The following is a 22,152-nucleotide window of genomic DNA, read 5'->3' as shown; positions in this document are numbered from 1 at the left end:
CCCTCATGGAGGTGTGCCGGATGACCAGCACGGTTCCCGCGTCCCTTGCCCGTACCGCGGACGGCTCTGCCCTGCAGGCCGTCTTCCTGGACATGGACGGCACCCTCGTGGACACCGAGGGCTTCTGGTGGGACGCAGAGGTGGCGGTCTTCGCGGACCTCGGCCATGACCTGGACGAGGCATGGCGTGACGTGGTGGTCGGCGGCCCGATGACCCGCAGCGCGGGCTATCTGATCGAGGCCACCGGCGCCGACATCACCCTGGCCGAGCTGACCGTGCTGCTCAACGATCGCTTCGAGGCCCGGATCGCCGGCGGAGTGCCGCTGATGCCCGGCGCGGAGCGGCTGCTCACCGAGCTGGCCGCGCACAACGTGCCCACCGCACTGGTGTCCGCGTCCCACCGGCGCATCATCGACCGCGTCCTCGCCTCCCTGGGCCGTGACCGCTTCGCGCTGAGCGTCGCCGGAGACGAGGTCTCCCGTACGAAGCCTCATCCCGACCCGTATCTCTTCGCGGCCCGTGGGCTGGGCGCCGAGCCCGCCCGCTGTGCCGTCATCGAGGACACCGCGACGGGTGTGGCGTCGGCCGAGGCGGCGGGCTGCCGGGTCGTGGCGGTCCCCTCCGTCGCGCCGATCGCGCCCGCGGACGGCCGGATCGTCGTCGGCTCGCTGGAGGAAGTGAATCTGTCCTTTCTGCGCACTTTGATCACGCGATTGAACTGAGCCATTCACCGAGCGTGCAGAGGAATAACGGCAGAAACCGAGGGCAGCGGGCCGTGTATTTTCCGTAACCATCGATCGGCGTGACGTTCGTCACTGTCAATGCTGCATAAATAGCCCGTGCATGACAGTTCGAGTCCGGTATGCGGCGATTTGGGTATGCCTTTGTGTCCGGATTGGTGGAGTGGTGCACGAATCATTCCGGCGCGTGAATATCGACGTCGTGCCATGCCTCATCACCAGGCGATACACCTCAACTGCGGCCCGGTCCAGCATTACTGGCACGGCCCACTAATCTCATCGCGAGAGCTTCGCCGCACCACCGACGTGCCACGGGGACCACCCGAGTCCACCGTGTCCGCCGGCCCGATCGCCCAGTGTCCCGGTCCGATCGCACCGCCCCGAACGGGCGGCCGCGGCGGAGCGTCCCGTAACACCGCTGTATCCCGGTGAGGGATCGAGGAAGAAAGTCCAGGATGAACCGCAAGACACTGGTGCTGCCGGCCGTGATGGGCCTGCTCGCCCCCGTACTCGCCGCCTGTGGTACCACGCCGGGCGGCGGCGCCGACGGAGGCAACGCCATTGTCGTGGGCACGACGGACCAGTTCGTCGCCGACAGCGAGACACCCGCCCCCTTCGACCCCGCCTTCGCCTACGACACCGGTGCCTGGAACGTCCTCCGCCAGACCGTGCAGACACTCATGCACGTACCGCGCGGTGGCGGCTCGCCGGTCCCCGAGGCCGCTTCCCGCTGCGGATTCACCGACACCCGGAGCGAGAGCTACCGCTGCACCCTCCGCGACGGACTGACGTTCGCCGGCGGCAAGCCCGTCACCGCCGAGGACGTCAGGTTCTCCATCGAGCGCGTGCTGGACATCAAGTCCGACAACGGTACGGCCGCCCTGCTCTCCAACATCGACACCATCGAGGTCAGGGGCGCCAAGGAGATCGTCTTCCAGCTGGCCACGCCGGACGCCACCTTCCCGTACAAGCTCTCCACCCCCGTCGCCGGCATCCTCAGCCGCGACGCCTACGAGGGCGGGCAGCTCCGCGGCGGCTTCCAGGTCGACGGCTCGGGCCCGTACACGATGAGCGCCGAGACCGACGGCGACCGGCTCGTCAAGGCGGTCTTCACCAAGAACCCCGACTACAAGGGCGATCTGAAGCTCCGTAACGACAAGGTGGAGCTGCGCTCCTACCCCGACGCCGAGGCGATGGGCAAGGCGCTGGAGTCCGGCGAGATCGACATGATGGCGCGCGCCATGTCCCCGGAGCAGATCAAGGACCTTCAGGACCATCCCAAGGACGACATCGAGCTCAGCGAGATGCCCGGCCTGGAGATCCGCTACCTCGGCTTCAACACCGAGGACCCGTCCGTGAAGGACAAGGCCGTCCGCCAGGCCATGGCCGCCGTCGTCGACCGCGGCCAGATCGCGGGCAACGTCTACGGCGCCACCGCCGAGCCGCTCTACTCGCTCATCCCGACGAGCATCACCGGCCACACCAACTCGTTCTTCAACAAGTACGGCGAGCCCGACCGCAAGAAGGCCGCGGCCATCCTCGACGAGGCCCGGACCGCCACGCCGGTGAAGCTCACCCTGCACTACACCACCGACCACTACGGCTCGGGAACGGCCAAGGAGTTCGCGGCGCTGCGCGACCAGCTCAACGCCACCCGGCTCTTCGACGTGACCGTCAAGGGCACCGAGTGGTCGAAGTACCGCCCGGCGCAGAAGCGCGGCGACTACGCCGTCTACGGCCTGGGCTGGTTCCCCGACTTCCCGGATCCGGACAACTACATCGCCCCGTTCCTGGACGAGGACAACTTCCTCAACACCCCGTACGTGAGCACTGCCGCGCGCAATCAGCTCATCCCGCAGTCCCGCCGCACGGCCGACCGTGGTGCCGCTTCCGCCTCCTTCACCAAGCTCCAGGACATCGTCGCCACCGATGTCCCGGTGCTGCCGCTGTGGCAGGGCAAGCAGTACGTCGCCGCCCGGTCGGACATCAACGGAGTCGAGTGGACGCTGAACGCCTCCTCCGACCTGCAGTTGTGGGAACTCGAGCGCGGTAGCACCGCCTGACCCTTCATCACCCGGTCGCGAAGGGCGCGGCCGGCTACGAGAGCAAGAGGCAAGGTTCTGTGAAGGCACGATTCAAGCGAACGACAGCGCCGCTCGCGGCGGGGCTGTCCGCCGTCCTGCTGGTGTCGGGCTGCGGCTCGGAGCAGGGCGACGGCTCCGACGGCGAAGGCGTCCGGGTTGCCGTCGGCATCTCCGACGACGTCCTTGCCACGGACCCGGCGGACGGTTACGACCCCGGTTCCTGGCTGCTGTTCAACAACGTCTTCCAGTCCCTGATGAGCTTCCCCAAGGGCGGCTCCACCCCGCAGCCGGAAGCCGCGGAGAAGTGCGGCTTCGAAGGCGGCAGCACGGTCTACCAGTGCACGCTGCGCGAGGGCCTCAAGTTCAGCAACGGCAACGACCTCACCTCGGAGGACGTCAAGTTCTCCTTCGAGCGAGCCCTGAAGATCGCCAGCGACTCCGGCCCGGGGCCGCTGCTCTCCACGATCGACAGCATCGAGACCCCCGACGACCGGACCGTCGTCTTCAAGCTGAAGGTCCCGGACGCCACCTTCCCCAGCAAGATCGCCTCGGGCGCCGGTTCCATCGTGGACCACCGCGAGTACGAGGCCGGCTCCCTGCGCACCGACGGCAAGGCGGTCGGCTCCGGCCCCTACCAGCTCGACTCCTTCGACGACAAGGAAGCGGTCTTCTCGGTCAACCCCCACTACAAGGGCACCGCGGAGGTCCGGAACACCGGCGTCACCCTGACCTTCTTCCGGGGCGACCAGAGGGGGCTCGGCACCGCCCTCAAGAGCGGCGATGTCGACGTCGCCTACCGAGGACTCACCGCCCAGGACATCGACGGGCTCCAGGCCTCCCTCGACGCCGGCAAGAAGGGCATCGAGGTCGTCGAGGGCAGCAGCGCCGAGGTCCAGCACCTGGTCTTCAACATGAAGGACCCGGTCACGAGCCAGCTCGCCGTGCGCCAGGCCTTCGCCTACCTCGTCGACCGGGACGCCCTGGTCAGGGACGTGTACAAGGGCACCGCCGAGCCCCTGCACTCGATCATCCCGGCCGGGATCGCCGGTCACAACACCGCCTACTTCGACCGCTACGGCGGCTCGCCGCAGCCCGACAAGGCCCGCAAGGCGCTGCGCGACGCCGGCATCGACGACAAGGTGAAGATCACCCTGTGGTCCACGCCGAGCCGCTACGGACCCGCCACCGACCTGGAGATGACGGCCATCGCCCAGCAGCTCAACAAGAGCGGGCTGTTCCAGGCCGACGTCAAGTCCGTCGAGTTCGAGCAGTACGAGAAGGACATCCAGGCCGGGAAGTACGGCGTCTACGTGAAGGGCTGGGTCCCCGACTACCCGGACGCCGACAACTTCACGCAGCCGTTCTTCGGCGAGGGCAATGTCCTCGGCAACGGCTATGACAACAAGAAGATCGGCAAGCTGATCCCGCAGACCGCGGCCGTGGCGGACCGCTCGGCGACCGGCGACATCTTCGGCGAGCTCCAGAACCTCGTGGCCGATGAACTGCCGATCCTCCCGCTCTGGCAGGGCAAGCAGTACGCCGTCTACAACGGCAACATCACCGGCCTGGAGTGGACGCTCGACGCGTCGACCGTCTTCCGCTTCTGGGAGATCAAGAAGGGCTGACGCCTCTCCGGCGCGACAGAGGAGCCCCGGGCCTTCGGGCCCGGGGCTCCTCCGCGCGTGCGCCCGCGCCTGTGTGCGTGCGGGAACGTTCCTACTGGGCGCCGGGGCGGACCAGGCCGCTCTCGTACGCGTACACCGCCGCCTGGACGCGGTCGCGCAGCCGGAGCTTCGTCAGCACATGGCCCACATGGGTCTTGACCGTCGTCTCGCTGACGAACAGGTCCGCGGCGATCTCCGCGTTCGACAGGCCGCGGGCCACCAGCTTGAGCACCTCGACCTCGCGCTCGGTCAGCGTGTTCAGCGTGTCCGGCAGCGGCTCCTCGCCGGACGGCAGATGGCCGGCGTACTTGTCGAGCAGCCGGCGCGTGATGCTCGGCGCCAGCATCGCCTCGCCCGCCGCGACCACCCGGATCGCCTGCACCAGTTCGTTCGCCGGGGCGTCCTTCAGCAGGAAGCCGCTGGCCCCCGCCCGCAGCGCCTCCACCACGTACTCGTCGAGATCGAACGTGGTCAGCACCAGCACCTTCGCCGGGCCGTCCCGCTCCGGGCCGGTGATCTGGCGGGTCGCCTCGACCCCGTCCATCCGCGGCATCCGGATGTCCATCAGCACTACGTCCGGCTGCAGCGCCCGCACCTGCTCCAGGGCCTGCAGACCGTCCCCGGCCTCACCCACCACGGCGATCTCCGGCTCGGCCTCCAGGATCATCCGGAAGCCCGTGCGCAGCAGCGGTTGGTCGTCGACGAGTAGGACGCGGATAGCCACGGAATCTCCTCAAGAGTGCTGGACCGGCCCCATTCTGCCCTGCCGGGCCGAAACGGACTCTGTCGGGCGGCCGCGGCCCGTTGCGGACGGACCCCGGAGCGCGGACCGCGCCGCTCAGCGAGGCGGCACCACCGGCAGCGGGTACACCGGGGGTGTGCCCCCGAACTCGGGGCACACCGACTGGTGGTCGCACCAGCCGCAGAGCTTCGTCGGACGCGGCCGCCACTCGCCCGTCTCCGTCGCCCGCACGATCGCCTCCCACAGCGCCAGCAGCTTGCGCTCGACCCGCTCCAGATCCGCCGCGACCGGGTCGTAGGTGAGCACCTCCCCGCTGCCCAGATACACCAGTTGCAGCCGCCGCGGCACGACGCCTTTCAGCCGCCAGATCACGAGGGCGTAGAACTTCATCTGGAACAGCGCGCCCTCGCTGTACTCGGGGCGGGGAGCCTTGCCCGTCTTGTAGTCGACGATTCGCACATCACCGGTCGGCGCCACGTCGACCCGGTCGATCACTCCGCGCAGCCGCAGCCCCGACTCCAGCTCCGTCTCCACGAACAACTCGCGCTCCGCGGGCTCCAGCCGCGTCGGATCCTCCAGCGAGAACCACCGCTCGACCAGCTGCTCCGCCTCCGTCAGCCAGCGCGCCAGCCGCTCGGCGCCGTCGTCCTGCGCGAACAGCTCGCTCAGCTCCGGCTTCGACTCCAGCAGCCGGTCCCACTGCCCGGGAATCAGCGCCTTAGCCCGCGGCGGCGTGCGCTCCACCGCCGGCGCGTCGAAGAGCCGCTCCAGCACGGCGTGCACGAGCGTGCCCCGCGTGGCCGCCTCGCTCGGCTTCTCCGGGAGTCTGTCGATCACGCGGAACCGGTAGAGCAGCGGGCACTGCATGAAGTCGCTCGCACGTGAAGGGGACAGCGACACGGGCGGCCGGCCCTCCCGGGCGGACGGGGAACTCTCCGGGCTCTCCGGCGGCGCCGGATGCCCGTCCGTCGTGGCGGGCACATCCTCCAGGACGGGCTGCGGCACGCCTTCCGGAGCGGACGGCTGACTCGTACTCATGACTCAGACCCTACGGCCCGCCACTGACAGCGAGCGGAATACCATCGACGTCAGACCCTCTCGCACTGCATGATCGAACGAGCGACGGCTCGCAACGAAGGGAACCCGTGAACAAGGACGAGGAGAGCGGCGAGCGCACGCGGCCGCGGTCCGGCACGGAGGGAGCCGACCCCGGCAACGGCAAGAAGGGCCGTTCCGAGGAGCCGGGCGGCGGCATTCTCATGGGCCGCCCCTTCGGTGTGCCCGTGTACGTCGCGCCCAGCTGGTTCCTGGTGGCGGCCCTGATCACCTGGGTCTTCGGCGGACAGCTCGACAGAGTCCTGCCCGAACTCGGCGGGGCCCGCTACCTGGTCTCGCTGTTCTTCGCCGTCGCCTTCTACGCCTCCGTGCTCGTCCACGAACTGGCCCACACGGTCGTGGCGCTCCGCTACAAGCTGCCCGTGCGCCGGATCCAGCTCCAGTTCTTCGGCGGCGTATCGGAGATCGAGAAGGAATCCGAGACCCCCGGCCGCGAGTTCGTCCTCGCCTTCGTGGGACCGCTCCTGTCGCTCGTGCTCGCCGGTGTCTTCTACGCGGGCATGTACGCCGTCGAGCCCGGCACCGTCCCCGGCGTCCTGCTGGCCGGGCTGATGATCTCCAACCTCATCGTCGCCGCCTTCAACCTCCTGCCGGGACTCCCGCTGGACGGCGGCCGGATGCTGCGCGCGGTCGTCTGGAAGATCACCGGAAGGCCGATGAGCGGCACGATCGCCGCCGCCTGGGTCGGCCGGGCCCTCGCCGTCGCCGTGCTGATCGGCCTTCCGCTGCTCACCCACACCGGCGCGCTCGGCAACGCCACCGAGGACATCGGCGGCATGGAGACCGTCACCGACGCGCTGCTCGCCGCGATCCTCGCCGCGATCATCTGGACCGGCGCGGGCAACAGCCTGCGCATGGCCCGCCTCCGCGAGCACCTGCCCGAGCTGCAGGCCCGCGCGCTCACCCGGCGTGCCGTCCCCGTCGAGTCCGACACCCCGCTCTCCGAGGCGCTGCGCCGTGCCAACGAGGCCGGCGCCCGCGCCCTCGTCGTCGTCGACGGACGCGGTGACCCGACGGGCCTCGTCCGGGAGGCCGCGATCGTCGGCGTTCCCGAGCACCGCCGCCCGTGGGTCGCCGTCGGCGGGCTCTCCCAGGACCTCACCGACGGCATGAGGATCCCCGCCGAACTCGCCGGCGAGGTGCTCCTCGACCGTCTCCGCGCCAGCCCCGCCACCGAGTACCTGGTGGTGGAGGAGACCGGTGAGATCTACGGAGTGCTCTCCACGGCGGACGTCGAGCGGGCCTTCGTGGCCGCCATGGCCCGCCCGGGCACCTGAGCGCTCCCGAACCCGTGTGGCACGGGCGGGTTCGCGGAGCCCATACACTGGTCACATGTCCGAACCGACCGGTGCCGCCCGCCGTCGCGGGCCCTTCAAGGTCGGGGACCAGGTCCAGCTCACCGACCCCAAGGGACGCCACTACACGTTCACGCTCGAGGCAGGGAAGAACTTCCACACCCACAAGGGTTCCTTCCCGCACGACGAGCTGATCGGCGCTCCCGAGGGCAGTGTTGTCCGTACCACGGGGAACGTGGCCTATCTCGCGCTGCGCCCCCTGCTCCCCGACTACGTCCTGTCCATGCCCCGCGGCGCCGCCGTGGTCTACCCCAAGGACGCGGGGCAGATCCTGGCCTTCGCCGACATCTTCCCCGGCGCACGCGTCGTCGAGGCCGGGGTGGGATCGGGCTCGCTCAGCAGCTTCCTGCTGCGTGCGATCGGCGACGAGGGCATGCTGCACTCCTACGAGCGCCGTGAGGACTTCGCGGAGATCGCCCAGGGCAACGTGGAGCGCTACTTCGGCGGACCGCACCCCGCCTGGACGCTCACCGTCGGCGACCTTCAGGACAATCTCTCGGACGCCGACGTCGACCGCGTCATTCTGGACATGCTGGCCCCCTGGGAGTGCCTGGACGCCGTCTCCAAGGCGCTGGTCCCCGGCGGCATCCTGTGCTGCTACGTGGCGACCACGACGCAGCTCGCGCGGACCGTCGAGTCCATCCGCGAGATCGGCTGCTACGCCGAACCGCAGCCCTGGGAGTCGATGATCCGGAACTGGCACGTCGAGGGTCTGGCCGTGCGCCCGGACCATCGGATGATCGGCCACACCGGCTTCCTCGTGACCGCCCGCCGTCTCGCTGACGGTGTGGAGCCCCCGATGCGCCGCCGCCGGCCCGCCAAGGGTGCGTACGGCGACGACTACGAAGGCCCCAACAAGGGCTGAGCGCCCATCGGGCCGACGCCCCTGCACAACGCGATGGCGCCGCCGTCGAGTTCCCCGGCAGTTCACGGGAACTCGACGGCGGCGCTCTTACGTTGACTCCTCACCGAGGAGGTTCCGTACCCCCTGTTCCCGCCACCTGTGACGTGTGGCACTATGCGGGGCACCCCCACCGGTACCGTTGTTCAACAGGAGACGCCTCGGTGCAGACCTCCGCCGTCCCGGATCTCGCGCACACCCACGCCCGCCCGGTGCACTGGCTGGCCACCGCGACGGCCATGGCCGCGGTCGTCGCCGGGGCGGGAGTGCTCCAGCCCGATCACGCGAACGCGGGCCAGTCCGGTCCGAAGACGGTCACCGCCGCGGCTCCGGCACCGGCGCCGGACGCCACCGACGTCGAGCTGCCGCTGGAATGCGGCTCGGCGGCCACCCAGCTGGTCAAGAGCGTCTCGGGGGACCTCGACGGCGACGGCGGTGCGGAGACGGTCGTGGTGGCGCGCTGCGCCGCGGGCTCCGGCACTCCGCCGAGCGGCATCTACGTGCTGGCCCGGTCGGCGCCCGGCACCCCGCGCGTCGTCGCGACCCTCCTCGAGCCCACGAGACGGCTGAGCGTGGCCGATTTCGCCGTCCGTGACGGTGCGGTCACGGCGACCCTCCTCGGCTACTCCTCGCAGGACGTGCCGCGCTGCTGTCCGGACCGGCAGGAGAAGGTCAAGTGGCAGTGGCGCGGCGGGAAGTTCGTCGAGTCCGCCGAGGACGCCGCCGCCACCGGGAGTGCCTGAATCCTCACCCTGCGTGCGCCGGTGAGGGGTCTAGTCCGCCTCGGGCCCGTACACCTCGACCTTGTCCGAAACGCGGCGTACATGAATGCAGTCGCCCGGGCACTCCTTGGCCGAGTCGATGACGTCCGTCAGCAGCGGCAGCGGTACGGGCGTTGTGGCGCCCGGCTGCTGCAACAGCTCGTCCTCACCGCTCTTCACGTACGCCAGACCGTCGATGTCCAGCTCGAAGACCTCGGGCGCGTACTGGGCGCAGATGCCGTCGCCGGTGCAGAGATCCTGGTCGATCCAGACCTCGAGAGCCTCGTTCATGTCGCCTGCCGTTCCTGCGCGGTGTGCATCAAGCCGTGTTGTATCAATATGGGCCAGCCCTGACGGGTGTTGACCGCTCCGACGATACAACCGCCCGCTTTCCGATGTTGATGGGTGGGTATTCCCCTGGCGTGAGGGGCAGCGCAAGGGTGAAGATCGGACACACCCCTTCCGTCTTTGTGATCTAGGGGTTTCAATCACCACCCACCCAGGTAGGGTCAGGAAGCGTCCAGCTCCCCTTGGAGGAGGTGAGGACCGTGGCAGCCCACGACGACGACAACAACCGCGGCTTCCGGCCGGGACGAGGGTCTGAAGACCCCGCCGGCCAGGTTGCCTATCTCGAGCAGGAAATCGCCGTCCTGCGCCGCAAGCTCGCCGACTCTCCGCGTCATACGAGGATTCTCGAAGAGCGGATCGTCGAGCTGCAGACGAACCTGGCCGGCGTGTCCGCACAGAACGAGCGTCTGGCGAACACGCTCCGTGAGGCCCGCGACCAGATCGTGGCCCTCAAGGAGGAGGTCGACCGGCTCGCACAGCCGCCGGCCGGCTTCGGTGTCTTCCTGCAGGCGAACGAGGACGGCACGGCCGACATCTTCACCGGGGGCCGCAAGCTCCGGGTGAACGTCAGCCCCAGCGTCGAGCTCGAGGAGCTCCGGCGCGGCCAGGAAGTCATGCTCAACGAGGCGCTCAACGTGGTCGAGGCCATGGAGTTCGAGCGTGCCGGGGACATCGTCACCCTCAAGGAGATCCTCGAGGACGGCGAGCGTGCCCTGGTGATCGGGCACACCGACGAGGAACGGGTGGTGCGGCTCGCGGACACGCTGCTGGACACCACCGTCCGTCCCGGCGACGCCCTGCTGCTCGAGCCCCGCTCCGGCTACGTCTACGAAGTGATCCCCAAGAGCGAGGTCGAGGAGCTGGTCCTCGAAGAGGTCCCGGACGTCGACTACGACAAGATCGGCGGCCTCGGCGGCCAGATCGAGATGATCCGCGACGCGGTCGAGCTCCCGTACCTCCACCCCGATCTCTTCAAGGAGCACGAACTGCGGCCGCCGAAGGGCATCCTGCTCTACGGCCCGCCCGGCTGCGGCAAGACGCTGATCGCCAAGGCCGTCGCCAACTCCCTTGCCAAGAAGGTCGCCGAGGTGACCGGCCAGCCCGCGGGGAAGAGCTACTTCCTCAACATCAAGGGCCCCGAGCTCCTGAACAAGTACGTCGGCGAGACCGAGCGGCACATCCGCCTGGTCTTCCAGCGTGCCCGGGAGAAGGCGAGCGAGGGCACCCCCGTCATCGTCTTCTTCGACGAGATGGAGTCCCTCTTCCGCACCCGTGGCTCCGGTGTCAGCTCGGACGTCGAGAACACGATCGTTCCGCAGCTGCTCGCCGAGATCGACGGTGTCGAGGGCCTCGAGAACGTGATCGTGATCGGTGCCTCGAACCGCGAGGACATGATCGACCCCGCGATCCTGCGCCCCGGCCGGCTCGACGTCAAGATCAAGATCGAGCGTCCGGACGCGGAGGCCGCGAAGGACATCTTCGGCAAGTACCTCACGCCGACGCTGCCGCTGCACGCCGACGACCTCGCGGAGCACACCGGCTCCAAGGAGGCGGCGGTCGGGGGCATGATCCAGTCGGTCGTCGAGCAGATGTACGCCGAATCCGAGGAGAACCGCTTCCTCGAGGTGACGTACGCCAACGGCGACAAGGAAGTCCTGTACTTCAAGGACTTCAATTCCGGCGCCATGATCCAGAACATTGTGGACCGGGCGAAGAAGATGGCCATCAAGGCCTTCCTCGACCACGACCAGAAGGGTCTCCGCGTCGCGCACCTGCTCCAGGCCTGCGTGGACGAATTCAAGGAGAACGAGGACCTGCCGAACACCACGAACCCGGACGACTGGGCCCGGATCTCCGGAAAGAAGGGCGAGCGGATCGTCTTCATCCGCACCCTCGTCACCGGAAAGCAGGGCGCGGACACCGGACGCTCCATCGACACGGTGGCGAACACCGGTCAGTACCTGTAGATCGCAGCCCGGCTGCGGATGTCCTGGGGCTCCCCCGTCGAAGGCGGGGGAGGGCATCCGCAGCCGCCTGCTTTCCCAGGGCGTCCGGACGGGTAATCGCACCACACAGAGCAATGACCGAATTGATCTCCCCACCAGCGCAGAGGCGTTCTAGGCTCGTCCGTACCGCCGGGTCGCGCAGTGCGGGGACGGGCACCGCACACGCACCGGAGCACGAGCGGTACTTGAGCGCCGCCCCCAGACGGGAGCGCCGCCGGGCAAGGAGGGCCGCATGACCGTACGGCGAGTAATGGGTATCGAGACGGAGTACGGCATCTCCGTCCCCGGCCACCCGAACGCCAATGCCATGCTCACCTCGTCCCAGATCGTCAACGCCTACGCGGCGGCGATGCACCGGGCGCGACGCGCCCGCTGGGACTTCGAGGAGGAGAATCCGCTGCGGGACGCCCGCGGCTTCGACCTCGCCCGCGAGGCCGCCGACTCCAGCCAGCTCACCGACGAGGACATCGGCCTGGCCAATGTGATCCTCACCAACGGTGCCCGGCTCTACGTGGACCACGCCCACCCCGAGTACAGCGCACCCGAGGTCACCAATCCGCGCGACGCCGTGCTCTGGGACAAGGCCGGCGAGCGGATCATGGCGGAGGCCGCCGAGCGGGCCGCTCAGCTCCCCGGCGCCCAGCCCATCCACCTGTACAAGAACAACACCGACAACAAGGGCGCGTCCTACGGCACGCACGAGAACTACCTGATGAAGCGGGAGACGCCCTTCTCGGACATCGTGCGGCACCTCACGCCGTTCTTCGTGTCCCGCCAGGTGGTCACCGGTGCCGGCCGGGTCGGGATCGGCCAGGACGGCCACGAGCACGGCTTCCAGATCAGCCAGCGGGCGGACTACTTCGAGGTCGAGGTCGGGCTGGAGACCACGCTGAAGCGGCCCATCATCAACACCAGGGACGAGCCGCACGCCGACGCGGAGAAGTACCGCAGGCTCCACGTGATCATCGGCGACGCGAATCTGTCGGAGATCTCGACGTACCTCAAGCTCGGCACGACCTCGCTGGTCCTGTCCATGATCGAGGACGGCTTCATCAACGTCGATCTCGCGGTCGACCAGCCCGTCCGCACGCTCCACCAGGTGTCCCACGACCCGGGCCTGCAGCGTCTGGTCACGCTGCGCAGCGGCCGGACACTCACGGCGGTCCAGTTGCAGATGGAGTACTTCGAGCTGGCCCGGAAGTACGTCGAGGAGCGCTTCGGCGTGGACGCGGACGAGCAGACCAGCGACATCCTGGTGCGCTGGGAGGACACCCTCAACCGGCTCGAGAACGATCCGATGAGCCTGTCCGGCGAGCTCGACTGGATCGCGAAGAAGGAGATCCTGGAGGGCTACCGGCGGCGCGACAGCCTGGACTGGGACGCGGCCCGGCTGCACCTCGTGGACCTGCAGTACGCCGACGTACGCCCCGAGAAGGGCCTGTACAACCGTCTGGCGGCCCGCGGGAAGATGAAGCGCCTCCTGGACGAGGCGGACGTCGAGCGCGCCGAGAGCAAGCCTCCTGAGGACACCAGGGCGTATTTCCGCGGTCGCTGTCTGGAGCAGTACGCGGACGACGTGGCCGCGGCCTCCTGGGACTCGGTGATCTTCGATCTCCCCGGCCGTGACTCTCTGCAGCGGGTGCCCACGCTGGAACCGTTGCGAGGTACACGTAACCATGTGAAGGAGCTCCTGGACCGGTGCCGGACCGCGGAGGAGCTGGTCCGCGTCCTCTCCGGCGGCTGAAATGGCCCGCGTCCGGGAATCATGAAGGTGGCCCCCGGACGTTGAGCAAAGCGAGGGGCCGATGTCAGACCCTGCTTGTAGGGTCTGATCTTGAGTGTGCCGAACCAGACGGGCAAACCGAGCGGGGTGAGGGATATGGCGACCAAGGACACCGGCGGCGGACAGCAGCGGGCCACGCGTTCCACCGAGGAGGTCGAGGAGCAGGCGCAGGAAGCGCAGGCTTCGGAGGACCTCAAGGAGCGCCAGGAGAAGCTGTCCGACGACGTCGACTCCGTACTCGACGAGATCGACGACGTCCTCGAGGAGAACGCAGAGGACTTCGTGCGGTCCTTCGTCCAGAAGGGCGGCGAGTAGCCTCCCCCAACTTCGCCGGGGGTAACTCCAGTTGTCCGTCCCGGTACCGGTCCGCACAAGGTCGGCGGAACCGGGACGGATGACCGGCGGTGGCACGGGTAAGGTCCGTGCAATGCATGCAAGATCGGCCCGCGGCTCGTCAGCAGGCGGGCCGCCGCCTATCCGGAAGGAAACGCGTGGAAGCCAACCCTCGTAGCACCGGGCGTCTGCCGGCAGCCTTCCTGACGCCCGGCTCGTCGTCGTTCATGGACTTCCTGGGCGAGCACTCCCCGGAGCTGCTCCCGGGGAAGCGCGTCCTGCCCCCCGTGCAGGGCGTCATCGAAGCACCCCACGGCACGACGATCGTCGCCTCGTCCTTCCCCGGCGGCGTGGTGCTCGCCGGTGACCGGCGGGCGACCATGGGCAACATGATCGCCCAGCGCGACATCGAGAAGGTCTTCCCGGCCGACGAGTACTCCGCCGTGGGCATCGCCGGCACCGCCGGCCTCGCGGTGGAGATGGTGAAGCTCTTCCAGCTGGAGCTGGAGCACTTCGAGAAGGTCGAAGGCGCCCAGCTCTCCCTCGAGGGCAAGGCCAACCGTCTCTCCACGATGATCCGGAGCAACCTCGGCATGGCCATGCAGGGCCTCGCCGTCGTCCCGCTCTTCGCCGGCTGGGACGTCGACCGCGAGAAGGGCCGGATCTTCTCGTACGACGTCACGGGCGGCCGCTCCGAGGAGCACGGCTTCGCGGCCACCGGCTCCGGCTCGATCTTCGCCCGCGGGGCGATGAAGAAGCTCTACCGCGAGGACCTCACCGAGGAGCAGACCATCACCCTGGTCGTCCAGGCGCTGTACGACGCGGCGGACGACGACTCCGCGACGGGCGGCCCGGACGTGGCCCGCCGCATCTATCCGATCGTCACGGTCATCACCGACGAGGGCTTCCGCAAGCTGACCGAGGCCGAGACCGCCGAGATCGCCCGCTCGGTGCTGGAGCGCCGGATGGAGCAGCCCGACGGCCCGCGTGCCGCGCTGCTCTGATGTTCCCCAGGACACCGCCGGGCGGTGACCCCTCGCCACTGACAGAAAGGGACGGATAGCCGGTGTCGACGCCGTTCTATGTCTCACCCCAGCAGGCCATGGCCGACCGGGCGGAGTACGCCCGCAAGGGCATCGCCCGTGGCCGCAGCCTGGTAGTGCTGCAGTACGCCGACGGCATCGTCTTCGTCGGTGAGAACCCGTCCCGTGCGCTGCACAAGTTCAGCGAGATCTACGACCGGATCGGCTTCGCCGCGGCCGGCAAGTACAACGAGTACGAGAACCTGCGGATCGGCGGCGTCCGCTACGCCGACCTGCGTGGTTACACCTACGACCGGGACGATGTGACGGCCCGCGGCCTCGCGAACGTCTATGCGCAGACCCTGGGCACGATCTTCTCCAGCGCCGGTGAGAAGCCGTACGAGGTGGAGCTGGTCGTCGCCGAGGTCGGCACGTCCCCCGAGGGCGACCAGATCTACCGGCTGCCGCACGACGGCTCGATCGTGGACGAGCACGGCTCGGTCGCGGTCGGTGGCAACGCCGAGCAGATCAGCACCTTCCTCGACCAGCGGCACCGCGACGGGATGTCGCTCGCCGAGGCGCTGAAGCTCGCGGTACAGGCGCTGTCCCGCGACACCAACGGCAGCGAGCGGGAGATCCCCGCGGAGCGGCTGGAGGTCGCGATCCTGGACCGTACGCGACCGCAGCAGCGGAAGTTCAAGCGGATCGTGGGACGCCAGCTCTCCCGCCTCCTCCAGGCCGACGACGCGGCCTCGACCCCGACGGAGGTCCCTTCCGACGCGGAGGATCCCGAGGACGAGTCCTAGCCTCCTCCCGGCCCCTGCCCGAACCATCCGTGCCCCGGACGCACTCGCGTCCGGGGCACGGCCGCGTCCGGACGCGATTCCCGGCCCGCGGGCCCCTGGGGGCCGGGCTCGCGGTGTTCAGCGGCCAGGTGGGGCCGTGGAGGCGCGGGGGATCAGCGTCACCGGGAGTGCCGCGGGTGCCGGGGACTCGCCGCGCAGTACGCAGAGCAGCGCGGACATGCCCTCCTCGCCCACCCGCTCGGCCGGCAGCCGCACCGTCGTGAGCTCGGGCTCCAGCGCCGTCGCCAGCGCCAGATCGTCGAAGCCCGTCACCGAGACATCCTCCGGAACCCGCAGCCCGAGACGGCGGACGGCCTTGCACGCCCCCGCCGCGAGGATGTCGTCGTCGCAGATCAGCGCGGTGGGCCGGGGCGCCGCCCCGGTGAGTGCCCGTTCGGTGGCCGCCCGGGCACCGCTGACGTCGAGCGGCGCCGGCACCGTGCGCAGCTCCGCGCCCGGGGCCGGGCCCAGCGCCGCCGCCAGTGCCCGGGCCCGTACCTCGAAGGTCCACGAGGGCACTGCCGAGGCGAGATGCACGAAGCGCCGGTGGCCGAGGCCGAGCAGATGGTCCGTCACCTGCCGCATACCGTCGGCGATGTCGAGGTTGACCTGCGCCGCCGAGGCGGGATCCGCCGGGTCGCTGTCGAGCATCACCAGCGGCAGGTCGGCCCCGCGGATCGCGTCCAGAGCCCCGGCCGCCATGGAGGAGGCGATCACCCCGTCCAGCGCTGCCCGTGCGGACGCGAAGGGGTCCCGCGCGGGACCGACGCCTTCGGGGGAGGGGTACACGACGACCCCGAAGCCGTGCTCGGCGGCGACCGCGGCCGCGCCCGCGTACACGCGGGCGAAGAACTCGTTGGTCAGCGCCGGCACCACGAGGAGCGCGGTCCGGGTCCGGCCGAGCCGGAGATTGCGGGCGGCGAGATTCGGCCGGTAGCCGAGTTCGCGGGCAGCCTCGCGCACCAGCCCGGCGGTGCGCTCGGAGACCCGGCCCCGCCACTTGCCGCCCAGCACCAGCGAGACCGTGGCCTGTGACACCCCGGCCGCCCGCGCCACGTCCCTGCTGGTCGGCCGCGCGCCGCCGACGGGCTCCCGGGTCTGCACACTCGCCTCCGCGCTCTGTTTCCCGTGCGCCGCGGAATGGACTCCCGGCCTGCGGACATGGTACGTATGACCCATCAAGTTATACGTAAAACGTCCTCGCGGCGCCGAGAGGAAGAGGCAGAAGCGATGGGAGCCGGACTCTCCGGGTACGCGGACATCCTCAAGGCCCCCCATGCGGCGCGCCTGCTCACGGGCACGCTCGTGGGCCGCCTGCCGAACGGCATCGCCCATATCGCGATCGTCTTCTTCGTCCGCGCCGAGGGCGGCAGCTACACGCTGGCCGGCGCCCTCGCGGCCGTCTACGGACTCGCCACCGCCGCCGGACAGCCGCTCCTCGGCCGTCTGGTCGACCTGCGCGGGCAGCCCCGCGTCCAGCTCCCCGCCGCCGTCGTCTCCGCGCTCGGCATGACGGTCTTCGCCCTCACCGGCATCGCCTCGCTCCCCGCGGCGTACGCGGCCGTCGCCGTCGCCGGATTCTTCACCCCGCCCCTCGAAGGGGGACTGCGCGCCCTGTGGCCCGGTGTTCTCGGACACCGCGAGGACCGGGTCCACCGCGCCTACGCCATGGACGCGATCGCCCAGGAAGTCATGTTCACCGTCGGTCCGTTGCTGGTGACGCTCCTCGTATGGCTGCTGTCACCCGCCGCGGCACTCCTCGTCATCAACGTCCTCGGTGTCCTCGGCGCGCTCTCCGTGGTGGTCTCCGAACCCTCCCGGACCTGGCAATCCGCGCCCCGCGAGGCCCACTGGCTGGGCGCCCTGCGCTCACCCGGTCTGCTCGCCCTGCTCGGCTCGTTCTTCTTCGTCGGTCTCGCCCTCGGCTCCATCACCGTCGCCGCCTTCGGGTACGCCGACGACCACGGCCGCGCATCCGTGTACGGATGGTTCATGGCCGCCCTCGGCCTCGGCGCGCTCGTCGGCGGCGTCGTCTACGGCGCCCGCACCTGGGCGGGCGCCCCCGAGCGGCGACTGCGCGTCATCACCGGCCTGCTGGCGCTCGGCTATCTGCCGCTCGTGCTCACCCCCGGTGTCCCCGCGATGACCGTGCTCGGTGTCGTCTCCGGTGTGTTCCTGGCACCCGCGATCGCCTGCGCGTTCATCGTCGTCGACCGGCACGCCCCCAGGGGCACCGTCACCGAGGCGTTCTCCTGGCTCGTGACCACCTTCGGGGTGGGCGCGGCGGTCGGCACGGCCGCCGCCGGCCCGGCGGTGGAACTGGGCGGGACCAGCGCGGGCTTCGCCGTCGCCGGCTTCGGCGGCATCGCCGCACTGTTCGTCCTGCTGGCCACCGGCAGGGTCCTCGCAGCTCCCGGCCGCACCGAACACATCGCGTCGATGGATGAAAATGATCGAAGCGGTGCTGTCGAACCCGGTTTCAGCTCAGGCCATCGGGCGTAATGTTCAGTCATGGACCGCCGCATTTTCGGGCTGGAGAACGAGTACGGCGTCACGTGCACGTTCAGGGGACAGCGCCGACTGTCACCTGACGAAGTGGCGCGCTACCTCTTCCGCCGAGTTGTGTCATGGGGCCGCAGCAGCAACGTCTTCCTGCGCAACGGTGCCCGCCTCTACCTCGACGTGGGCTCACATCCGGAATATGCAACTCCCGAATGTGACAACGTGACCGAACTGGTCACCCACGACAAGGCCGGCGAGCGCATCCTCGAAGGCCTGCTCGTCGACGCCGAACGCCGCCTGCACGAGGAGGGAATCGCGGGCGACGTCTATCTCTTCAAGAACAACACCGATTCGGCGGGAAACTCCTACGGCTGCCACGAGAACTACCTCGTCGCCCGCCACGGAGAGTTCTCCCGGCTCGCGGACATCCTCATCCCGTTTCTCGTCACCCGTCAGCTCCTCTGCGGTGCGGGAAAGGTGCTCCAGACCCCACGGGGCGCCGTCTACTGCGTCAGCCAGCGTGCCGAGCACATCTGGGAGGGCGTCAGTTCCGCCACCACCCGTTCCCGGCCCATCATCAACACCCGGGACGAACCCCACGCGGATGCCGAGCGCTACCGCCGCCTCCATGTCATCGTCGGCGATTCGAACATGTCGGAGACGACGATGCTGCTCAAGGTCGGCGCCACCGACCTCGTGCTGCGCATGATCGAGGCGGGCACGGTGATGCGTGACCTGACGCTGGAGAACCCGATCCGGGCGATCCGCGAAGTCAGCCACGACATCACCGGTCAGCGCAAGGTCCGTCTGGCCAGCGGCCGTGAGGCCTCCGCCCTGGAGGTCCAGCGCGAGTACTACGAGAAGGCCGTCGACTTCGTGGACCGCCGGGGCATCCGCACCGGCACGGTCGCCCAGGTCCTGGAGCTGTGGGGCCGCACCCTCGAGGCCATCGAGGAGGAGGACCTCGACCGGATCGGCACCGAGATCGACTGGGTGATGAAGTACAAGCTCATCGAGCGGTACCGGGCCAAGCACAACATGACGATGTCGCACCCGCGGGTCGCCCAGATAGACCTCGCCTACCACGACATCCACCGCCGCCGCGGGCTCTACTACCTCCTGGAGAAGAGGGGCCAGGCCACCCGGATCTGCAACGACCTCAAAATCTTCGAGGGCAAGTCCGTGCCCCCGCAGACCACCAGGGCACGACTGCGCGGGGACTTCATCCGCCGCGCGCAGGAGCAGCGCCGGGACTTCACCGTCGACTGGGTCCACCTCAAGCTCAACGACCAGGCACAGCGCACCGTGTTGTGCAAGGACCCCTTCCGGTCGGTCGACGACCGGGTGGAGAAGCTGATCGCCGGAATGTAGGTCCCCCCGACCGGGGAACAGCAGCGCCGGAGAGTCACCCGGGCCCCGTACGTTTCTCGTGCGGGGCCCTTGGCACGGCCTAGAGTGTCGAGCGACCGAAGTGCCGTCTGAGATCTGAGGAACACGTGCGCCGACTTGCCGGCCTACTCGTCGTGCCCCTGCTGCTGCTCTCCACAGCGGCATGCGGTGACGACAAGGGCTCCGACTCCGCCTCGACGTCGAACGGACTGCCCGCCATCACAGCGGGTCAGAAGTTCGGCGAGAAGCCCACTCTCGCCAAGGGCGAGGGCAAACCGCCCAAGGACCTGAAGGTCGAGGTCATCAGCGAGGGCAAGGGGCAGACCCTGAAGAAGGGCGACCAGGCCCAGGTCAACTACCTCGGCCAGCTGTGGGACGGCGACAAGCCGTTCGACAACAGCTTCGACCGTGGTGAGCCGTTCCCGGTGACGATCGGCGGCGGCGGAGTCATCGAGGGCTGGCAGAAGGCCCTCGACGGCCAGAAGGTCGGCAGCCGGCTGGAGGTGTCCATCCCGCCCGCGCTCGGTTACGGCGCCTCGGGCCAGGGAGACATCCCGCCCAACGCCACGCTGGTGTTCGTCATGGACATCGTGAAGGGGACGACCCTCCCCACCACCGCCAAGGGCACCGACGTCGCCCAGGACAACCTCGACCTGCCCAAGGTCGGTACGAACACCGACGGCAAGGCCCCGTCGATCACCGTCCCCCAGAAGCCCGCGCCCACCAAGCTCGTCTCGAACTACGTGATCGAGGGCAGCGGCCCGGCGGTGAAGGCGGGCGACACCGTCGCCGTGCAGTACAAGGGCGTCCTGTGGAAGGACGGCAAGGAGTTCGACAGCAGCTACTCCAAGGGCGCTCCGGTCACCTTCCCGCTCGCCAACGTCATCCCGGGCTGGTCGAAGGGCCTGGAGGGCAAGAAGGTCGGCAGCCGCGTCCTCCTCGTCGTGCCGCCGGACATGGCTTACGGCGACCAGGCCCAGGGCCCGATCCCGGCCAAGTCCACGCTGGTCTTCTCCGTCGACATCCTGGCGGTTCTGTAAGACTGTCCGCGTTGACTCGCACAAAGAACGCAAGGAGCAACACGTGAGCATCGAGAAGCCCGAGATCGACTTCCCGGGCGGCGAGCCGCCGGCCGACCTGGAGATCAAGGACATCTGGGAGGGCGACGGCCCTCAGGCCAAGGCGGGCGACACGGTCTCCGTCCACTACGTGGGCGTGGCCTTCTCCACCGGCGAGGAGTTCGACGCGTCCTGGAACCGCGGCACCCCGCTGCAGTTCCAGCTCGGCATCGGCCAGGTCATCAAGGGCTGGGACCAGGGAGTGCAGGGCATGAAGGTCGGCGGCCGCCGCCAGCTGATCATTCCCGCGCACCTCGCGTACGGCGACCGCGGCGCCGGTGGCGGCCTCATCGCCCCGGGCGAGGCGCTGATCTTCGTCTGCGACCTGGTCGCGATCTGATCGCAACCGGTTCCCGACCGGTCACCGTGGGGCCCATGCCTTCCAGGCGTGGGCCCCACGCTTTTGCCACGACGCTCCGTAGCGGTAGGTTCGACGATCAGAGGACGTGCGAGGAAGGGCGGGTTGGGCGTCGATGGCCATTGCCAAGGCCGAGCGGCTGATGAATCTGGCGCTGTGTCTGCTCGGGACGCGTCGGCCGCTCAGCAAGCGGGAACTGCGCGGGTCCATAGAGGCCTATCTCGAAGCCGGTTCCGACGACGCCTTCAACCGCATGTTCGAACGCGACAAGGACGACCTCCGCGAGCTCGGACTGGTCATCGCCACCGTGGACAACCTCGACGGCGAGACCGGCTATCTCGCCCGCAGGGACTCCAACCGGCTCCCGCCCATCACCCTCGACGCCGAGGAGGCCGCGGCGCTCGGCCTGGCCGCCAGGGTCTGGCAGCAGGCCCGGCTCGCCGGAGCGGCCAGCGGAGCCCTCCAGAAGCTGCGCGCGGCCGGCATGCCCGAGGCCGAGGACGCGTACGAGGCGCAGCACAGCGCCCTCGAAACGCGCATCCCCGTCCACGAGGCCGCCTTCGAGCCGCTGATGCTGGCCTGCCGCGACCGCCGGCCCGTCACCTTCGACTACCGCAAGTCCAACGCCGTACGGCCCGAGACCCGCCAGGTCGAGCCCTGGACGCTGGAGTGCTGGCGCGGCCACTGGTACCTCGCGGGCTGGGACCGCGACCGGGGCGCCGAGCGCGTCTTCCGGCTCTCCCGGATCACCGGCAAGGTCCGCTCGCGCGCCGCCTCCTTCACGGCCACCGTGCCCGACGTGGTCACCGTGCGGGAGACCGTCGAGAGCTGGGCCGGGGAGACCGCCACCCGCACCGCGCGGATCAGGCTGCGCGCCGGGGCCGGCTACCCGCTGCGCGCGCGTGCCACCTCCGTACGGGAACTTTTCGACGGCTGGGACGAGTTGGAGATTCCGTACGGACACGGACTCGACGCCTGGCTCGTGGAGTTCGGGCCGGACGTCGTCGTACTGGAGCCCGCCGATCTGCGGGCCGATGTCGTGGACCGGCTGCGTGCCGTGGCCAAGGGCTGAGGGGGACTCGTAC

At 69.3% G+C, this 22,152-nt stretch carries 20 protein-coding genes; 16 read left to right on the top strand and 4 right to left on the bottom strand.

Annotated features, from left to right (window positions below; genetic code table 11):
* The first annotated feature begins 20 nt into the window (after positions 1-20).
* The 3 genes from ACIQMR_RS09150 to ACIQMR_RS09140 all read left to right on the top strand — a co-directional run bounded on the left by ACIQMR_RS09150 (position 21) and on the right by ACIQMR_RS09140 (position 4,449).
* Complete coding sequence (locus ACIQMR_RS09150) at positions 21-722, top strand: HAD family hydrolase (RefSeq protein WP_401384662.1); 702 nt, start codon at positions 21-23, stop codon at positions 720-722.
* Positions 723-1,195: 473 nt separating this feature from the next.
* Positions 1,196-2,803 (top strand): ABC transporter substrate-binding protein, encoded by a 1,608-nt coding sequence (locus tag ACIQMR_RS09145; protein WP_401384660.1) that lies wholly within the window; start codon positions 1,196-1,198, stop codon positions 2,801-2,803.
* 59 nt (positions 2,804-2,862) lie between these two features.
* Positions 2,863-4,449 (top strand): ABC transporter substrate-binding protein, encoded by a 1,587-nt coding sequence (locus tag ACIQMR_RS09140; RefSeq protein ID WP_401384657.1) that lies wholly within the window; start codon positions 2,863-2,865, stop codon positions 4,447-4,449.
* A 91-nt stretch (positions 4,450-4,540) separates the two neighbouring features.
* On the opposite strand, the gene ACIQMR_RS09135 is transcribed toward ACIQMR_RS09140, so the two are convergent.
* Together ACIQMR_RS09135 and ACIQMR_RS09130 are read right to left on the bottom strand one after the other, a co-directional pair.
* Positions 4,541-5,212 carry a response regulator gene (locus ACIQMR_RS09135; protein WP_401384656.1) on the bottom strand — a complete coding sequence of 224 codons (672 nt, stop codon included), beginning with the start codon at positions 5,210-5,212 and terminating at the stop codon, positions 4,541-4,543.
* Positions 5,213-5,326: 114 nt separating this feature from the next.
* Complete coding sequence (locus tag ACIQMR_RS09130) at positions 5,327-6,268, bottom strand: RecB family exonuclease (protein WP_401384653.1); 942 nt, start codon at positions 6,266-6,268, stop codon at positions 5,327-5,329.
* Between the two features lie 107 nt (positions 6,269-6,375).
* Here ACIQMR_RS09130 and ACIQMR_RS09125 point away from each other — a divergent pair, with 107 nt between their 5' ends.
* From ACIQMR_RS09125 to ACIQMR_RS09115, 3 genes are all read left to right on the top strand, one after another.
* Positions 6,376-7,623 (top strand): site-2 protease family protein, encoded by a 1,248-nt coding sequence (locus ACIQMR_RS09125; RefSeq protein WP_401384650.1) that lies wholly within the window; start codon positions 6,376-6,378, stop codon positions 7,621-7,623.
* A gap of 55 nt (positions 7,624-7,678) precedes the next feature.
* Positions 7,679-8,566 (top strand): tRNA (adenine-N1)-methyltransferase, encoded by an 888-nt coding sequence (locus tag ACIQMR_RS09120; RefSeq protein WP_401384647.1) that lies wholly within the window; start codon positions 7,679-7,681, stop codon positions 8,564-8,566.
* A gap of 200 nt (positions 8,567-8,766) precedes the next feature.
* Positions 8,767-9,345 (top strand): hypothetical protein, encoded by a 579-nt coding sequence (locus ACIQMR_RS09115; protein ID WP_401384644.1) that lies wholly within the window; start codon positions 8,767-8,769, stop codon positions 9,343-9,345.
* A gap of 30 nt (positions 9,346-9,375) precedes the next feature.
* Here ACIQMR_RS09115 and ACIQMR_RS09110 read toward each other — a convergent pair whose 3' ends face one another.
* Entirely contained in the window at positions 9,376-9,654 is a 279-nt protein-coding gene (locus ACIQMR_RS09110) for a ferredoxin (RefSeq protein ID WP_266375562.1), read from the bottom strand.
* 257 nt (positions 9,655-9,911) lie between these two features.
* Between ACIQMR_RS09110 and arc the strand changes: the two genes are divergently transcribed.
* From arc to prcA, 5 genes are all read left to right on the top strand, one after another.
* Positions 9,912-11,678 (top strand): proteasome ATPase, encoded by a 1,767-nt coding sequence (arc, locus tag ACIQMR_RS09105; RefSeq protein WP_266375563.1) that lies wholly within the window; start codon positions 9,912-9,914, stop codon positions 11,676-11,678.
* A gap of 271 nt (positions 11,679-11,949) precedes the next feature.
* A complete protein-coding gene (gene dop / locus ACIQMR_RS09100) occupies positions 11,950-13,461 on the top strand; it encodes a depupylase/deamidase Dop (RefSeq protein ID WP_340369105.1) in 1,512 nt (503 codons plus the stop codon).
* A gap of 135 nt (positions 13,462-13,596) precedes the next feature.
* Positions 13,597-13,815: a ubiquitin-like protein Pup gene (locus ACIQMR_RS09095; protein ID WP_266375567.1), complete on the top strand. Its 219-nt coding sequence runs from the start codon at positions 13,597-13,599 to the stop codon at positions 13,813-13,815.
* Positions 13,816-13,991: 176 nt separating this feature from the next.
* Positions 13,992-14,837 carry a proteasome subunit beta gene (prcB, locus tag ACIQMR_RS09090; protein WP_401384638.1) on the top strand — a complete coding sequence of 282 codons (846 nt, stop codon included), beginning with the start codon at positions 13,992-13,994 and terminating at the stop codon, positions 14,835-14,837.
* A gap of 62 nt (positions 14,838-14,899) precedes the next feature.
* Positions 14,900-15,661 (top strand): proteasome subunit alpha, encoded by a 762-nt coding sequence (gene prcA / locus ACIQMR_RS09085; RefSeq protein WP_401384635.1) that lies wholly within the window; start codon positions 14,900-14,902, stop codon positions 15,659-15,661.
* Positions 15,662-15,778: 117 nt separating this feature from the next.
* Here the strand turns inward: prcA and ACIQMR_RS09080 are convergent, their stop codons facing one another.
* Positions 15,779-16,804, bottom strand: coding sequence for a LacI family DNA-binding transcriptional regulator (locus ACIQMR_RS09080; RefSeq protein ID WP_401384632.1), 1,026 nt, complete (start codon positions 16,802-16,804; stop codon positions 15,779-15,781).
* 126 nt (positions 16,805-16,930) lie between these two features.
* Between ACIQMR_RS09080 and ACIQMR_RS09075 the strand changes: the two genes are divergently transcribed.
* The 5 genes from ACIQMR_RS09075 to ACIQMR_RS09055 all read left to right on the top strand — a co-directional run bounded on the left by ACIQMR_RS09075 (position 16,931) and on the right by ACIQMR_RS09055 (position 22,139).
* Entirely contained in the window at positions 16,931-18,202 is a 1,272-nt protein-coding gene (locus tag ACIQMR_RS09075; protein WP_401384629.1) for an MFS transporter, read from the top strand.
* Positions 18,203-18,211: 9 nt separating this feature from the next.
* A complete protein-coding gene (gene pafA / locus ACIQMR_RS09070; protein ID WP_401384627.1) occupies positions 18,212-19,573 on the top strand; it encodes a Pup--protein ligase in 1,362 nt (453 codons plus the stop codon).
* A 125-nt stretch (positions 19,574-19,698) separates the two neighbouring features.
* The gene (locus ACIQMR_RS09065; protein WP_401384625.1) at positions 19,699-20,631 is read left to right on the top strand and encodes an FKBP-type peptidyl-prolyl cis-trans isomerase; all 933 of its coding nucleotides are present in this window, start codon (positions 19,699-19,701) and stop codon (positions 20,629-20,631) included.
* A 43-nt stretch (positions 20,632-20,674) separates the two neighbouring features.
* Positions 20,675-21,049: an FKBP-type peptidyl-prolyl cis-trans isomerase gene (locus ACIQMR_RS09060; RefSeq protein ID WP_266375578.1), complete on the top strand. Its 375-nt coding sequence runs from the start codon at positions 20,675-20,677 to the stop codon at positions 21,047-21,049.
* Between the two features lie 133 nt (positions 21,050-21,182).
* Complete coding sequence (locus tag ACIQMR_RS09055; RefSeq protein WP_401384623.1) at positions 21,183-22,139, top strand: helix-turn-helix transcriptional regulator; 957 nt, start codon at positions 21,183-21,185, stop codon at positions 22,137-22,139.
* The last annotated feature ends 13 nt before the right edge of the window (positions 22,140-22,152 follow it).

Source organism: Streptomyces sp. NPDC091376 (assembly GCF_044757085.1).
In the GTDB taxonomy this organism is placed as follows: domain Bacteria; phylum Actinomycetota; class Actinomycetes; order Streptomycetales; family Streptomycetaceae; genus Streptomyces; species Streptomyces pratisoli.
The sequence above is the reverse complement of the archived record's forward strand: the minus strand, read 5'-3'. Positions and strand labels throughout refer to the sequence as shown.